This window comes from Pseudomonas maioricensis (genome assembly GCF_022790535.1).
Lineage (GTDB): Bacteria > Pseudomonadota > Gammaproteobacteria > Pseudomonadales > Pseudomonadaceae > Aquipseudomonas > Aquipseudomonas maioricensis.
The window spans coordinates 90,485-104,686 of the sequence record NZ_LOHG01000005.1 but is presented as its reverse complement, the minus strand read 5'-3'; the positions used below and the strand labels follow the sequence as shown (position 1 = coordinate 104,686).

The window sequence follows — 14,202 nt, the reverse complement described above, 5'->3', positions numbered from 1 at the left end:
CGCGAATATGCCAGCATTGTCCGCTTGCAGTTACCTGATTGACGCATTCGTGCAGGAATCTTTATGAGCCAGAGCCCGCCGCCAATAGTCGCGCTGCAGATACCCGAAAGCCTCCGTATTGCACCGCGGGTGCTGTGTCATGCCACCAGTCTGCGCAAGGCCACGCGACGCATATCACAGCTTTACGACGCCGTTCTGGCACCCTGTGGTTTGCGCTCGACACAGCGCTCGATTCTGATTCAGGTGGCGCGCAATCAGGCGCCTGCGGTGACTGAGCTGGCGGCCATTCTGGTTATTGACCGTTCTGCGCTGGCGCAAAATCTCAAGCCGCTGGAGCGCGAGGGGCTGATTTCGGTGGAAGTCGACCCGCAAGACAAACGCAGCCGACGGGTGTGTCTGACCCAGGCCGGGCTGGACAAATTACTGGAGTCCCAGGCGCTTTGGGAACAGGCCCAGCTGTGTTTCGAAACCTCTCTTGGTCAGCAACAGGCGTGTGAGCTGCGCGAGCTGCTGGCCAAGGTTGCTGCCCTGGATTATGGCGATGGCGCGCCAGATACACGGCCTGTAGGAGCTGCCGAAGGCTGCGATCGCGGTATACCGGGATGAATGCTTCGCAGCCTTCGGCAGCTCCTACAGAACATGCGAAAAGGACCGTGCTACGGATGCATCGGCGGGATGTACGCCAGGGTTGTACCCAGAATCCACAGCAGGAACAGCACCAGCGGTGTGTGCACCAGTAGCTGCACAAACGAGAACCCGATGAGGTCGCGCGCCTTCAGGCCCAGCACGCCCAGCAGCGGCAGCATGTAAAACGGGTTGATCAGGTTCGGCAGCGCTTCAGCAGCGTTGTAGATCTGTACCGCCCAGCCCAGATGGTATTCAAGGTCGTTGGCGACCTGCATCACATAGGGTGCTTCGATGATCCATTTACCACCGCCCGAAGGAATGAAGAAACCCAGAACTGCCGAGTACACGCCCATCAACAGCGCGTAGGTGTCATGGGAGGCAATGCTGGTGAAGAAGGTGGAAATATGGTGCGCCAGGGTCTGCGCGTCGGTGCCTTTGACGGTGGTCATCAACGCTGCGATCGAGCCGTATAGCGGGAACTGGATCAGCACGCCGGTGGTGGTCGGTACTGCTCGCGTCACTGCATCAAGGAAGCTGCGCGGACGCCAGTGCAGCAATGCGCCGACCATGATGAACAGGAAGTTGTAAGTATTCAGGCCTGAAATCGCGGTAATCGCCGGTTTGGTGGAGAACTCGTTGAAGATCCATCCTGATGCAAGTACCACCATCAGAATGATCAGCAACGGGCTGTATTCCAGCCATTCGCCCGGACGGGTGCGAGCAGGCAGCTCTGGCATGCTGAACGACGGATCGACGCCGCAGGCCTTTGCATCTTTGGCGCTGTTCGGGCCCGGTGCCGTGGCGTAGGCAACCACCAGGGAAACGACGACCAGTGCCGCCAACAGAACGCCGGACTGCCAAAGGAAGATAGTTTCGGTGAAGGGGATCACGCCGGTAATTGCCAGGATCGAGGGTGGCAGGCTTCCGGGGTTGGCTTGCAATTGCGCGGCTGAGGATGAGAGCCCCAGCGCCCATACCGCACCTAGCCCGAGATAAGCCGCTGCACCTGCGGCGCGATAGTCCATGCGCAGGTCGGTGCGGCGGGCGAGGGCGCGCACCAGCAGGCCGCCGAATACCAGCGACAGCCCCCAGTTGAGCAGTGACGCGACCATGGAAATCAGCGCGACCCAAGCCACGGCCGAGCGACCGTTTTTAGGGATGCGTGCCAGCCGGTCGATGAGTTTTACTGCGGGAGGCGAGCTGGCTACCACATAGCCGCCAATGACCACGAACGCCATTTGCATGGTGAACGGAATCAAACTCCAGAACCCATCACCGAACGCCTTCGCTGCGTCGGCAGGTTTGGCGCCCATGGCCAGAGTGGCAACCGTGACGATGACCACCGCGAGCGCAGCGAACACCCAGGAATCGGGAAACCAGCGCTCCGCCCATTTGGCGCAGCGCAAGGCAAAACGGGCAGAGCGGCTATCTTCGATATCAGCGGCCACAGGGATGTCCTCTTGTATTTATTATTGATAGTTGAATCGTTGCCGCATACCCACTGTAGGAACTGCCGAAGGCTGCGATCGCGGGTGTCAGTCATTCCGCGATCGCAGCCTTCGGCAGTTCCTACAGTGGGTATGCGGTTAAAACGCTTGGCTACAGATCAGAAACTCATCTCGACCACATCATCCGGCACGATCAATTTACCAGCGGTCTTGGCGATGATCTCTTCGACAGTCACACCCGGTGCGCGCTCGCGCAGGATGAATGCGCCATTCTCGATTTCCAGATAGGCCAGATCAGTCAGCACCTTGCGAATGCAACCAGCGCCGGTCAGTGGCAGGCTGCAGCGGGGGAGCAGTTTGGATTCGCCGTCCTTGGAGGCGTGAGTCATGGTCACGATGATGTTGTCGGCCCCGGCCACAAGGTCCATGGCACCGCCCATGCCTTTGACCAGTTTGCCGGGGATCATCCACGACGCAATGTTGCCTTCCACATCGACTTCGAAAGCGCCGAGAACGGTGAGGTCCACATGGCCACCGCGAATCATTGCGAAGGACTGCGAGGAATCAAAAATCGATGCGCCGATGCGTGCAGTAACGGTCTGCTTGCCAGCGTTGATCATGTCGGCATCAATGGTTTCCTCAGTGGGGAATTCGCCCATGCCCAACAGGCCGTTTTCCGACTGGAGCATGACATCGATGTCGGTGGGGACGTAGTTGGCCACAAGGGTCGGAATGCCGATCCCGAGGTTCACGTAGTAGCCATCTTTGAGTTCGCGTGCGACGCGCTGAGCCATTTGTTCGCGGGAAAGTGCCATGGTCTGAAGTCTCTTTGTTGTTTTTGTGCCGCTGCCTGTGCGAGACAGCATCCGGAGCCGGCTTGCGTCAGGCTTTTCTGACGGTGCGCTGTTCGATGCGCTTCTCGAAAGTGCCGAGAATGACCCGGTCAACATAAATACCTGGCGTATGAATCTGCGAAGGCAGCAGCACACCAGGCTCAACAATCTCTTCGACTTCGACCACGGTGATCTTGCCCGCTGTGGCTACGACCGGGTTGAAGTTCTGTGCGGTATGACGATAGATCACATTACCGAAATGGTCGGCTTTCCAGCCTTTGACGATGGCGAAATCGCCAGTGATGGCCTCTTCGAGGATCACGTTGCGCCCATTGAACTGGCGGGTTTCCTTGCCTTCTGCCACGGGAGTGCCGTAGCCAGTAGCGGTGTAAAAGGCTGGAATACCGGCACCGCCTGCGCGCATTTTTTCCGCGAGGGTACCTTGGGGGGTGAGTTCGACCTCCAGTTCGCCACTGAGCAACTGACGTTCGAAGAGGGCGTTCTCGCCGACGTAGGAGGAGACCATTTTACGAATCTGCCGGTCTTCGAGCAGGATGCCCAGGCCAAAGCCGTCAACGCCGCAGTTATTGGAAACCACCGTCAGGCCTCTGACGCCCATACGTTTGATTTCAGCGATGAGATTTTCCGGGATGCCACACAGGCCGAAGCCGCCACACAGCACCGTCATGTTGTCGGTCAGCCCGGCGAGGGCTTCCTGATAAGTCGCTACTCGCTTGTCGAGTCCAGCCATGATTGATCCGCCTTTTATAGTTGTGATCGACGGTCTGGCCGTCGGGGGAGCGTTGGCTCATCTTCTCTCGGAGGCAGTGATTTGTTAATTTTGTTTTTCTGATCAATTAATAAGAAAAGCAAATATATGAACGTCAAACAGCTAAGGGCGTTTCTGGCCGTGGCGCAGCATTTGAGCTTCGCTCAGGCAGGGGAGCGGCTGCATGTGTCGCAACCCGCGTTGAGTCTGACCATCAAGAGTCTGGAGGATGACCTGGGCGGGCAGTTGCTCAGCCGTACTACGCGCACGGTCAGCCTGACGCCGGAGGGCGAAACCCTGCTGCCGCTGGCCCGGCAACTGCTCGCTGACTGGGACAACGCCGAAGAACTGCTGCGTCAGCGTTTTACGCTGCAACTGGGCAAAGTGTCGGTGGCCGCCATGCCGTCGTTTGCCGGTAATTTGCTGCCCGGTGCGCTGAAGGTTTTTCGCAGCCGCTACCCACGCGTCAACGTGGCCGTTCATGACTTGATCAACGAAGAAGTGCTGGAGATGGTGCGTCATCGCCGGGTCGAACTGGGTATCGGCTTTGAACCGGAGTCCAGCAACTCCCTGGTGTTCACGCCTTTTTATACCGATCGCTTTGTCGCCGTGGTGCCGTTGGACTCGCCCATGGCACAGCGTCAGCAAGTGACATGGCAAGAGTTGCTGCAGGAGGACTTCATCGCCTTGCAGCGCCCATCGGCAGTGCGCTTGCTGCTGGAACATCATCTACAGGCCCGACACGGCAAACTTTCCGTGGCGTTTGAAAGTCACCAGCTTTCAACGATTGGTCGCATGGTCGCCAGTGGTCTGGGCGTCAGTGCGGTGCCCTCGCTCTGTATCCAGCAAATGCACGAACTGGGCGCCCGTTGCATCGCTTTGGCAGAACCGACGATAGAGCGCCCGATTGGCCTGATGATGCTCGCTGACCACAAGTTGTCTGCCGCTGCGCAGGCCCTGCGTGAGGTGCTGATCGAGTACGCACAATCCCAGGTTCCGGGCTTGGTGGGTGTCTAGCTCAAGGGGGGTGTTCAATCGTCAGGCGTTGAAACTGTCACAAACTTCACATTTGCAAGCAAAGCGTTACGGTATCGTGTCGGGTAATTACAACTAAATGTTTCCGTGGTGATACGACTGCGGAACCGACGATAAGGAAGAGCGCCTTGGATGTATCTTCTGCTGCCTGGCTTGTGCACGATACCCGCCTGATTATTTGTTGCCTGGTCGCGATTGCCACGATTATCGTGCTGATCAGTGCCACTAAACTTCCTCCTTTTCTCTCGATTCTGATCGGCACATTCATTGCCGGTATCGGGGCGGGCCTGCCTGCTGAAGAAGTCGCCAAGGCCTTCAGCAAAGGGGCGGGTGGCATTCTGGGCGAGGCTGGCCTGATCATCGCCCTGGGTGCCATGCTCGGCGCGTTGATGGCGGAGTCGGGCGCAGCTGACCGGATTGCCACGACGCTATTAGGGTTTGGCAAAGGGCGTTCATTGCCCTGGGTGATGGCGCTGGTGGCGATGGTCATTGGCCTGCCCTTGTTCTTCGAAGTCGGCCTGGTACTGATGGTGCCGATCATCTTTGTCATGGCCCGACGTTCTGATCAGCCTTTACTGAAAATCGCGATTCCGGCCCTTGCTGGCATGACGACGTTGCACGCGCTCATGCCGCCGCATCCGGGACCATTGATCGCAGTCAGCGCGTTGCATGCCGACCTTGGGCTGACCATGCTGCTGGGTTTTTGCATTGCAGTCCCGGCAGTGATTCTCGCCGGTCCGCTTTACGGCAACTGGTTGTCCAGACGCATGGACATCAAGGAACCGGCTGAGTTGGGCGAGCTGTTTTCGGCTAAGCCGGACGTAACCCGTCAGCCGGGGTTCGGAATTTCGCTGCTGATTATTCTGCTGCCGGTGATCTTGATGCTGGGCAGTACGCTGGCCAAGATATTGATGGACCCGCACAGCTCGCTGGCGTTGACCCTGAAGTTTCTCGGCGAACCCCTGGTCGCGTTGAGCATTGCGGTGATTGCGGCGGTGGTTTGTCTGGGCTGGGCCAATGGCCTGACGCGCGATCACGTGAATGGCACGCTGCGCAAAAGCCTTGCACCGATTGCCGTGCTGCTGTTAACCATCGGTGCGGGAGGCGGTCTCAAGCAGACGTTGCTCGACGCCGGAGTGAGTCAGACCATCAGTAAAGTGGCAGAGGGCGCACATATCCCGTATCTGCTGCTGGCCTGGCTGATCGCCGTAGCGTTGCGTCAGGCCACGGGCTCGGCGACCGTCGCAACCACTACGACCGCTGGCATTCTTGCGCCGATGATGGCGGGCCTGGCTGCGACGCAGAGTTCATTGGTGGCACTGGCGATTGGCGCAGGTTCAGTGTTCTTCTGTCACGTCAACGACGCAGGTTTCTGGATGGTCCGCGAGTATTTTGGTCTTCAGTTGAAGCAGACTATTTGGGTCTGGTCGGTACTCCAGACCATTGTTTCGGTAGTGGGTTTGGTGGGGACGCTGCTGTTGTGGTGGTGGTTGACGTAGGGCTGCTGCGGTCTCTGTGGGAGCGGTGCTTGCAGGCACATTGGTGTATCAGGCATATCGTGTAATCGTTCATCGCGAGCAAGCTCTGCTCCCACAGGGTTCTGTGTGATTGCACGAACCTTATAGTCCACTGCTATCCAGCGATCACACTCACAGGTAAATCCATGCCAGACCGCGAAATCATCATTCCGCCCTCCATGCGCAATATCGTTGAGCGTGCGGGGTATGTTCCGGCGGTCAAGGTTCAAGGCACGCTGTATTGTGCGGGCCAGATTGGGCGTACGCCCGAACTTGAAGTCATTCATGACCCTGAACAGCAATTCATTGCCTGCTGGGAAAACCTGCGCACGGTGCTCGCCGAGGGCGGTTGCAGCTTCGAGGATGTGGTGGAGATGACCACCTATCACGTGGCGATGAGCGAGCACATGGCTGTTTTCCGTGACGTCAAAGAGCGTCTGTTTCCCCGTGGGCTTTGTGCCTGGACGGCCATCGGCGTATCGGAACTGGCGGTTCCGGGGCTTCTGCTTGAGATCAAGTGCATCGCCGTTCAACGCGATCAGAAACCAATGATCCAATAGACCGAACTCTCGGGACAAAGCTGCTGCCGAAACAGGGTCAATCATCAAATGATCCTGTGAGGAAGTCATGAGCACACGACCTGTAGACAGCCATCCAGCGCAAGCCCCTGATCTCAAACCCGGTGAGTCCGACGGGAAATCCAGCGCCGACGATAACGATGTTCGCGATGCGGATATCAATGAAGTCGAGCCCAATGACCCTGATGTAGCGGGCGATGACGCCTCAGACAAGCCGAGCTGAGGCGGGCACTATGGGCAACGTGGTTACCGCTCGTGATCTGGCGGTCGATCTGAAGCAGGGCGACGACGTTGCCTTGTTCAAATGGTTTATCGCCAGTTTTCTGATGGGTAAGCGTATTCAGGCTGACATTGCTGCGCAGGCGTACCGGGTGATTGTCGATCAACATGGATGTGATACCCCCCGCAAGCTTGCGAGCAAGTCCCACCGTCAATTGGTGGCAATGCTCGGCGAAGCTCATTATGTGCGCTACGACGAATCCACCGCCACGCGCCTTGCCGCGTTGGCGAAAAAACTCACCGAGGAATATGCCGGGAAGATTGCGCAAGTCGCTGCTCGCAGTGACAGTCGGGCAGATTTCGAAAAGCGTCTAGGTGAATTTGACGGCGTAGGCCCCAAGACCATCGAGATCTTCATGCGCGAAGCCGGTGAGGTTTTGTATTGACCTTGGTGCATCTTCGATAACACGGTCAGTGGGCACGCAGCTCACGATGCGTTGCTACTGCGCAGGCTGCTGTCCTGACTGGACGCTGGTTGTTTCGCGGGTAGAGTGTGCTGCATCGCCGCGTTTGCTGGGGCCGCCCCGGATTTCAGCAACGCCTGAATCGCCTGACTGTAGGCTTGGCGCCCGATCCGCATGCTGTTGTTGTGAGTCCCTCCGGGCACCAGCAAGAGTTTCTTCGGCTCTTGAGCGGCCGCAAACAACTCTTCGCTGAAGCGAGGGGGGACATAACGGTCATCCGTGCCGTGCACGATCAGCAGCGGCATGTGAATGTCGGCGATCTTGTCGATGGAGTCGAATTTCTGCGACAGCAGCCAGCGTACCGGGAGCGAGGTGTAATCATTGGCGACTGCGGTAGCGACATCGGCCAGGGTGGTAAAGGTGGATTCGATGATAAGCCCGCGAGCCTCAGCCGGTTGCGTGCCGTCCCGCGTATCGCGGCCCAGTTCGGCGGCCAGATCCACGGCTACCGCACCACCCAGTGAATGCCCGTAGATCAGGCGACGGCTGGCGTCGGGCTGTAGGAGCTTGAGGCGTTCCCAGGCAATTCGCGCATCTTCATACACGGTGCTCTCTGACGGCAAGGAGCCACGACTTTCGCCGAAACCGCGGTAATCGATGGCCAGTACCGAGAAGCCCAGGGCGTGCAGTTCTTCGATACGAAACAACTGACCGGTCAGGTTCCAGCGCGATCCATGCAGATAAAGCACGGCGGGAGCATCTTTGCGGTTGGCGGGCCACCACCAGCCGTGAATGCTTTGCGACAAACCGAATTGCGGGGCTTTGAGCTCCAGCTCTTGCACGTTGGCCGGCAGCCCGCTGTACCAGCTGGCAGTGCCTGGCTCGATGCGGAATACCAGTTCGCGCTCCGTGTGCTGCAGTACGGAGCAGCCTACGGGTAGGCCAATGATGAACATCAGCATGCAGGTCCAGGTGAGCCAGCGCGCCCTGATACGAGCCAGAGAAAAAATGGCCATGGATTACTTCCCCCGACTTTCAAGCTAAAGGCTGACTGTAACGACGTTGTCATGATACCGATTGTTTGATCGGTTACAGGATATTGCGGACCCGGCCGGTCATATTTCAGGGGCGGAAGTGATCGCTGATCAGACCTATCAATATGTCGCAGGCGGCGCTTGCCTCTCCCGCAGCCTTGACCAGTTGCAGGCGGTGCAGTGGCAATGGCGGCAAGCCTTCTTCCGCACCGAGAATACGCATCTGTGCACTGACCCGGCTGCGGTCGATGATACCGACCGCCATGCCTGCGCAAATTGTTGTTTCCAGTGCGCTGGAGCCTGCCGACATGACCACCGTGCGCCACGCGCGGCCGATCCGGCTCAGGGCGTCGACCGCTACGCTGCGGTAAGGGCAGCCTTCGCCATGCAGCGCCAGTGGCACGGCCTTGTCGGCACGTAGCTGATAGCCAGGGGCAGCTACCCACACCGGCTCAGTGGTGCCAAAAGTTTTCAGCGGTTGATCCGGGCTGCTCGCATCAATGGGGACTACCAGCAGGGCCAGATCCAGTTGACCCCGTTGCAGTTGATCAATAAGTCGGCCGCTGGACGCGGTTTCAACTTCGAGTTCGATCTGCGGATAGCCGCTGGTCAGTGGCGCCAGAGTGCTATGCAGCAAGGCTGCCGCATACTCTTCGGAAATACCCAGTCGTACCCGGCCGCTGATCGTCGGCGAGCGGAAACCTGCGAGCAGCTGATCGTGTGCCTGTAACAGTTCGGCGCTTTGCAAGGCGAAACGCCGACCCAGAGGCGTCAGCGTAACGTTCTGATTGTCCCGTTCCAGCAATCGCCCACCGGTAATCTCTTCCAGACGCCGTATGTGCAGGCTTACCGCCGAAGGGCTGCGGTTGAGAAAGGTGGCTGCCGCAAGGAACTGTTCGAAACGGACTACGGCCTGGAAGGTGCGCAGCAGATCAATATCCAGCGTGCTTTGCATGATTTATAAATCCTGCATCATTAATGCTGATCATTTCGTTTGATTGAAGTACCTGGCCATTCTTACCATCAGGCTTATTCAATGCAACAGGGGATGCCAGATGAACGGCCAGACGGTAGAAATATCGGTTCAAACAGCTCAGCAGCAAGTAAGAGCGGTTTCTGGATCCCGTTGGGTAAGCAGTTTGCTATTAGCCGCGATGGTGCTGAGCTGGAGCTCCGGGTTCATCGGCTACCGTTATGCCTCCGAGCACAGCGGTGTCATGCTGGTGACGTTCTGGAGGTTTGTGCTGATGGCGTTGTTACTGTGCCCGCTGGTGCTGGGTTCGTTGCGTCAGCTCAACTGGCGGGTAGTGCGGCAGCAGATGCTGGTAGGGCTTTTTGGTATTGCCGGTTTCATCGCAGCGATTGCACTGTCTATCGAGCTAGGTGTGGCGCCGGGGACCAGTTCGCTGATTGCCAACTTGCTGCCACTGAGCATTGTGTTGTCCGCAGGGCTGATTCCCGGGCAGCGCACCCGTGGCTGGCAATGGGTAGGGGTTGCGCTGTGCATTGTCGGGATGTTGATTGCTAGTGCTGCGAGTATCGAGCTATCCAGTGCGCCGCTCTGGGCGTACGGCTTGCCGGTGTTGGCGGTGCTGTCGTTGACGGCTGCGACGATTTATCAGAAAAAGTCCGCTGCAGTCCCGGTTCCTGCGTTCACTGCATTGTTTATCCAGGCAGTGGCCACCTTGCCCGTTTTCGCCGCGCTGGCGATGTGGGAGGGCAGCATCGTGCCGGTGATGGTCAGCGATTTCGGCCTGGCCGTGTTGTGGCTGGTCATATTCGCCACCTTGGGCGGCTACGGCTTTTATTGGCTGTGTGTGCAGCGTTTCAATGTCCAGACCGTCAGCGGTGCGTTGTTTCTAACACCGCCAGCAACGATGCTGTGGGCTTTTGTGCAGTTTGACGATCCTCTGCATGGCGCTGCTCTGCTGGGCGTCGCCCTGACCTTGATCGGTCTGCCGTTCTTGCGCAGGCGCTGACGTCGGCGCATAAAAAAGCCGCCTGCCCTTGAGGGGAGGCGGCCTGGGCCTGATCCGTTACATCAGGATCGCAATCAGGATGATGACCGGGATCGGAACACCGAGTAACCACAGCAGGATGGAAGGCATAGTCGTTCTCCTTGGCTTAAAGAGCCGTTGTTCTAGTAGTGGTGTAAGCGCTGTCGTCCAGATAGGTCACAGCGTCGCGACGACGGCCGCCGTAAATCGCAGCGAAGCTTGCGAAGAACGCACCGCAAAGCAGCGAGACGAATGTCCACAGTGCAGTCATTGCGGCGACTTTGGCGGCGGTATCAGCAGCTTCCTGTGCAGCTTTTTTGGCATCTTCAAGTGCCTGACGAGCCTGGCCATAAACCTGGTCGACACGACGCTCGGCATCCGCTTGGCTGAGGTTGGTACGCTGAGCAATCATCTGCGCCAGATAGGTACGATCTTCAGCACTCATTTGCCCATCGTTGCTCAGGGTGCGGCTGAAGATGCGCAGCACTACGCCATGCGCAGCGTCATCACTGACGGCAGCGGGGCGATCATCGCGGAACAGGCTGTCAATGTAATAGCCGTAGTCCTGACCACTGGCGTTACTGTTGCTGGCAGCGCTGCCTGCGACCTGAGTCACGGCACCTGCAGCACCGGAAGCCACGCTGGCACCCGCCTGAACGCCACCCCCGATAATGCTGCTGACCGAGCTGGCAATCAGCGTTGCGGCTACCAGTGTCGCGATGGCCCACGACAGGAAGCCGTGAGCGGTGTCGCGAAAATACACCTCATCACCATGCAGATTGGCCCATTTCACCCGCAACCTGCCGGCGAGGTAACCACCCAGCCCTGAGGCGACGATCTGGGTCAGCGCCAACCAGACGACCGTCGATATACCCAGGCTCTTTGCGCTCATGCCTTCATTGGCCCACGGCGACACCGCCGAAAAGCCCAAGCCGAAGCCCAGCAATATAAGGATTAAGGAAAGCGCAGCGGCACCGGCGGCACCAGCAAAGATTGCCCCCCAGGACACACCTGAGTGATTGGAGGAATCTTGCGCGGCAGAGGGGAAAGTATCAGCGGATGAAATCATTATTTTTCTGCTCCATGAAGGATTTTGTTACAGCCTCCCTCAAACAGTTGCAGTGGTTATGCCAGAAGCTGAATTAAATTAAATCCTATTTGATTCATTGGGTTAGAGAAAAACAGTGTTTTTTGATTCATGCATTTTGCAAGGCGCGAGCGTTTATTACAGGCGTTCTGCATGAAGCAGGAATTATTGATGCATCAAGGAGTTGCGTTATTTTCTTGAAGTGCAGGAAGCGTAATAACCTGCAGGTCAACGTTGTTAACTGTTCACCGGTTCTTCTTCGTTACACGTATGCGGTCAGGTGGTTTCAGTGACGGATTTTTGTCAGTGCCAGTCGTGCAGGGATGGATAGTTCGCATATAGTATTCAAGCGCTTGTTATTTTCATTCTTCAAGAGGTCACTGCCCCATGTTCTTGAACCGCCCCCTGGAAGAAAAAGACATCCCCACCGTGTGTGCCTTGCCACAAAACGTCGATGAACTGTTTTACATGTTTCCGCGCGCGACCTGGCCGCTGACGCCTCCACAATTGATCGACGCCTTGCATAATCATTCTGATTCGACGGTGATCGAAATGGATGGCGAGGTGGTGGGGTATGCCAATTTCTCACGCTGTGATTTCCGTGGTCGTTGTTCTTTAGGCAATGTCATCATTTCACCCAAGGCGCGCTCGCGAGGGGTAGGGCGCTATCTGATCGGGTGCATGATGGAATTGGCTTTTGACAAGCATGAGGCTAGCGAAATGACAGCATCGTGCTACAACCATAATGTGCCGGGTCTGTTGTTTTATCCCAAGCTTGGCTTTCGGCCCTATGCCATCGACGAGCGACGTGACAAGCAGGGTGGACGAGTGGCGCTGATCCATTTGCGTTTGCCGCGTAATGATGGCTGAAGACGACATTGTCCGTCAGTCGCTAAACCGGGGCTGACGGGCATAGGTAACCCATGCGCAGGCGGTATTATTGATACAAGTCATGTACAGGGAGTGATGAAGGTAGTTAAGTGAAACGTTTCTTCTGTTGTATATAAGGTTTGCTTCTTTGCAGGCTAAAAAAGAGCATTGAAATCGTTATTGCTTCACCGTGGTGCGAGGCGTATAAATAATCAGCCCCTCACTTAATTGACGACAGTTGTCTGGCGATAGTGAAGACCGGTGTCGCCTTTATGTGTATGTCCATCGTGGCAGGATTTAGCCACGCGTAAGATGAAAAAGGAGAAGGACATGATTGCGTATAGACTTTCCACCCTCGAACTAAGAAGTATTGTCGAGAGTGCTTTTCTGCCCCTGCGTTGCACGTGCACCGTATCGCCTGATTCCGCAATGACCGTACAGATAGTCGACCCTCATTCTGAGCGGGTGGAGCTGTTAGTCACGGGGATCTCTCTGGACCGCCTCAACACGACGCGCGACATATCCGAGCTGGTCGCGGAACTGCGCTACGATCTGGCGCATACCCGTCACCATCACGCCAAGGCCCGTATCGCTGTCTGAACGCGTCAGGTGAATGTGTCTTGAGGTCACAGCTGGCTAAGCCGCCTTGTCGGACTTTATCAAAGTCTTGAATGGCGGCTTTTATATGCCCGAAATTTAACTCAGGTAGACGTATGGGGGGCAGGTTGCCTGAATGCAAAAGATCAAGTTTGGTCAGCATGCTTTTTTCATCATGCAAGTTTAATGTTTTTCAAAGTATTAAAATTTTAGCATTTCAATGATATAGCTTTTCTCCCGCGCACGCCGGTGCACGGGAGAAGTATGTTGTACGATAACTTAGTGAAGGGATCGACGGTGTTCGTTCTCAAACAAAAGCCTGAAAGGTTGTTCACCGGTGCCATTCATTCCGCTGCCGTTGGTTTCGAAATAATCCCGTATCGGCCCAGCCTCGATGTTCCCTTCCAGCGCCACCCTGATTACTGCTGACTTGAGTAAATAGTCTGGCACTTCCCCCAGGATGGTCAGCTCTCGCAAGGTTCGCCCGTCCTGCTCCACGGTCGCCAGTCTGACGCGGCAGGTTGCCTGCATCGGCACCGGGCCAAACAGGGTGTCGCGTGAGTAATCGATCTCGGCAATGCCTGAGCGGTTGTTTTTTCCGGCGTTCATATTGACCTCTACATCCATCAGGCTTGTTGGCTTCTGTAGACATTGATACCTGTTGCGACGGATAAGTTCTGCCGTTGCAGATCAAGGTGTGCACCGCTCATCGGACATCAGCTGACAATGGATAGGTGGGTGCAGTAAATCCAAGCGTCGCCAAGATGCTGGCGCTCTCTTTTCACGCGCGGGTGAGCGAGGGCATTGATAATTAAATGAGTGTAAATTCTCATGGTCGGTATAAATACTGGCTGTTTAACGTCGTCAAAAAATAATCAGTATTTAAATCAATATCTTGGAGTTGCAAAATATAGATTTCTGATAATAATCAGAAAATTGACACGGTGACTGATGTTTGAAATTATTCGTTCACCCCTGCGGTGTTCATTTAAGTCTCCTTCCTTCGCTTCCTCCTCACCCTCAGGACAGAACCCCTGCGGTAGCGTTGTCTTACAACGACTTCGTCGTTATTGCTGACAAGCGTCTAACTGCGCCCCACTCAAACCTGCGTCCCGGCTATCAAGTCA

16 protein-coding genes are annotated in these 14,202 nt (G+C 56.6%); 9 read left to right on the top strand and 7 right to left on the bottom strand.

The features are described from left to right. Window positions 1–63: 63 nt before the first annotated feature. Complete coding sequence (locus tag AUC61_RS09935; protein ID WP_243245746.1) at window positions 64–606, top strand: MarR family winged helix-turn-helix transcriptional regulator; 543 nt, start codon at window positions 64–66, stop codon at window positions 604–606. Between the two features lie 50 nt (window positions 607–656). On the opposite strand, the gene AUC61_RS09930 is transcribed toward AUC61_RS09935, so the two are convergent. From AUC61_RS09930 to AUC61_RS09920, 3 genes are all read right to left on the bottom strand, one after another. Further along, window positions 657–2,075, bottom strand: a complete 1,419-nt coding sequence (locus AUC61_RS09930) for a short-chain fatty acid transporter (RefSeq protein ID WP_243245745.1) — start codon at window positions 2,073–2,075, stop codon at window positions 657–659. 158 nt (window positions 2,076–2,233) lie between these two features. Next, window positions 2,234–2,890: a CoA transferase subunit B gene (locus AUC61_RS09925; protein WP_122666416.1), complete on the bottom strand. Its 657-nt coding sequence runs from the start codon at window positions 2,888–2,890 to the stop codon at window positions 2,234–2,236. A 67-nt stretch (window positions 2,891–2,957) separates the two neighbouring features. Continuing rightward, window positions 2,958–3,659, bottom strand: coding sequence for a CoA transferase subunit A (locus tag AUC61_RS09920; protein WP_243245744.1), 702 nt, complete (start codon window positions 3,657–3,659; stop codon window positions 2,958–2,960). A gap of 126 nt (window positions 3,660–3,785) precedes the next feature. Between AUC61_RS09920 and AUC61_RS09915 the strand changes: the two genes are divergently transcribed. The 5 genes from AUC61_RS09915 (at window position 3,786) to AUC61_RS09895 (ending at window position 7,472) form a co-directional block, all read left to right on the top strand. Beyond that, window positions 3,786–4,694 (top strand): LysR family transcriptional regulator, encoded by a 909-nt coding sequence (locus tag AUC61_RS09915; RefSeq protein ID WP_243245743.1) that lies wholly within the window; start codon window positions 3,786–3,788, stop codon window positions 4,692–4,694. A 146-nt stretch (window positions 4,695–4,840) separates the two neighbouring features. Next, a complete protein-coding gene (locus tag AUC61_RS09910) occupies window positions 4,841–6,211 on the top strand; it encodes a GntT/GntP/DsdX family permease (protein ID WP_243245742.1) in 1,371 nt (456 codons plus the stop codon). 164 nt (window positions 6,212–6,375) lie between these two features. Continuing rightward, a complete protein-coding gene (locus AUC61_RS09905; protein WP_243245741.1) occupies window positions 6,376–6,789 on the top strand; it encodes a RidA family protein in 414 nt (137 codons plus the stop codon). A gap of 67 nt (window positions 6,790–6,856) precedes the next feature. Further along, window positions 6,857–7,030: a hypothetical protein gene (locus tag AUC61_RS09900; RefSeq protein ID WP_243245740.1), complete on the top strand. Its 174-nt coding sequence runs from the start codon at window positions 6,857–6,859 to the stop codon at window positions 7,028–7,030. A 10-nt stretch (window positions 7,031–7,040) separates the two neighbouring features. After that, complete coding sequence (locus AUC61_RS09895; RefSeq protein WP_243245739.1) at window positions 7,041–7,472, top strand: HhH-GDP family DNA glycosylase; 432 nt, start codon at window positions 7,041–7,043, stop codon at window positions 7,470–7,472. Window positions 7,473–7,513: 41 nt separating this feature from the next. Here AUC61_RS09895 and AUC61_RS09890 read toward each other — a convergent pair whose 3' ends face one another. Together AUC61_RS09890 and AUC61_RS09885 are read right to left on the bottom strand one after the other, a co-directional pair. Continuing rightward, window positions 7,514–8,506 carry an alpha/beta hydrolase gene (locus tag AUC61_RS09890; RefSeq protein ID WP_243245738.1) on the bottom strand — a complete coding sequence of 331 codons (993 nt, stop codon included), beginning with the start codon at window positions 8,504–8,506 and terminating at the stop codon, window positions 7,514–7,516. Window positions 8,507–8,612: 106 nt separating this feature from the next. Next, window positions 8,613–9,479 carry a LysR substrate-binding domain-containing protein gene (locus AUC61_RS09885; RefSeq protein ID WP_243245737.1) on the bottom strand — a complete coding sequence of 289 codons (867 nt, stop codon included), beginning with the start codon at window positions 9,477–9,479 and terminating at the stop codon, window positions 8,613–8,615. 184 nt (window positions 9,480–9,663) lie between these two features. On the opposite strand from AUC61_RS09885, the gene AUC61_RS09880 reads away from it, so the two are divergent. Next, window positions 9,664–10,503, top strand: a complete 840-nt coding sequence (locus tag AUC61_RS09880) for a DMT family transporter (protein ID WP_243245736.1) — start codon at window positions 9,664–9,666, stop codon at window positions 10,501–10,503. 145 nt (window positions 10,504–10,648) lie between these two features. On the opposite strand, the gene AUC61_RS09875 is transcribed toward AUC61_RS09880, so the two are convergent. Then, window positions 10,649–11,590: a hypothetical protein gene (locus tag AUC61_RS09875; protein ID WP_243245735.1), complete on the bottom strand. Its 942-nt coding sequence runs from the start codon at window positions 11,588–11,590 to the stop codon at window positions 10,649–10,651. 405 nt (window positions 11,591–11,995) lie between these two features. Between AUC61_RS09875 and AUC61_RS09870 the strand changes: the two genes are divergently transcribed. Together AUC61_RS09870 and AUC61_RS09865 are read left to right on the top strand one after the other, a co-directional pair. Beyond that, window positions 11,996–12,478 (top strand): GNAT family N-acetyltransferase, encoded by a 483-nt coding sequence (locus AUC61_RS09870; protein WP_243245734.1) that lies wholly within the window; start codon window positions 11,996–11,998, stop codon window positions 12,476–12,478. Between the two features lie 330 nt (window positions 12,479–12,808). After that, window positions 12,809–13,078: a DUF1652 domain-containing protein gene (locus AUC61_RS09865; RefSeq protein WP_243245733.1), complete on the top strand. Its 270-nt coding sequence runs from the start codon at window positions 12,809–12,811 to the stop codon at window positions 13,076–13,078. A 276-nt stretch (window positions 13,079–13,354) separates the two neighbouring features. Here AUC61_RS09865 and AUC61_RS09860 read toward each other — a convergent pair whose 3' ends face one another. Continuing rightward, window positions 13,355–13,702 (bottom strand): hypothetical protein, encoded by a 348-nt coding sequence (locus AUC61_RS09860; RefSeq protein WP_243245732.1) that lies wholly within the window; start codon window positions 13,700–13,702, stop codon window positions 13,355–13,357. Between the last annotated feature and the right edge of the window lie 500 nt (window positions 13,703–14,202).

Bases quoted from the DNA above. Each gene is read 5' to 3' on its own strand.
- AUC61_RS09935 (WP_243245746.1), top strand. From the start codon at position 64: ATGAGCCAGAGCCCGCCGCCAATAGTCGCGCTGCAGATACCCGAAAGC.
- AUC61_RS09860 (WP_243245732.1), bottom strand. From the start codon at position 13,702: ATGGATGTAGAGGTCAATATGAACGCCGGAAAAAACAACCGCTCAGGC.
- AUC61_RS09900 (WP_243245740.1), top strand. From the start codon at position 6,857: ATGAGCACACGACCTGTAGACAGCCATCCAGCGCAAGCCCCTGATCTC.
- AUC61_RS09885 (WP_243245737.1), bottom strand. From the start codon at position 9,479: ATGCAAAGCACGCTGGATATTGATCTGCTGCGCACCTTCCAGGCCGTA.
- AUC61_RS09870 (WP_243245734.1), top strand. From the start codon at position 11,996: ATGTTCTTGAACCGCCCCCTGGAAGAAAAAGACATCCCCACCGTGTGT.
- AUC61_RS09925 (WP_122666416.1), bottom strand. From the start codon at position 2,890: ATGGCACTTTCCCGCGAACAAATGGCTCAGCGCGTCGCACGCGAACTC.
- AUC61_RS09890 (WP_243245738.1), bottom strand. From the start codon at position 8,506: ATGGCCATTTTTTCTCTGGCTCGTATCAGGGCGCGCTGGCTCACCTGG.
- AUC61_RS09895 (WP_243245739.1), top strand. From the start codon at position 7,041: ATGGGCAACGTGGTTACCGCTCGTGATCTGGCGGTCGATCTGAAGCAG.
- AUC61_RS09875 (WP_243245735.1), bottom strand. From the start codon at position 11,590: ATGATTTCATCCGCTGATACTTTCCCCTCTGCCGCGCAAGATTCCTCC.
- AUC61_RS09865 (WP_243245733.1), top strand. From the start codon at position 12,809: ATGATTGCGTATAGACTTTCCACCCTCGAACTAAGAAGTATTGTCGAG.
- AUC61_RS09905 (WP_243245741.1), top strand. From the start codon at position 6,376: ATGCCAGACCGCGAAATCATCATTCCGCCCTCCATGCGCAATATCGTT.
- AUC61_RS09915 (WP_243245743.1), top strand. From the start codon at position 3,786: ATGAACGTCAAACAGCTAAGGGCGTTTCTGGCCGTGGCGCAGCATTTG.
- AUC61_RS09920 (WP_243245744.1), bottom strand. From the start codon at position 3,659: ATGGCTGGACTCGACAAGCGAGTAGCGACTTATCAGGAAGCCCTCGCC.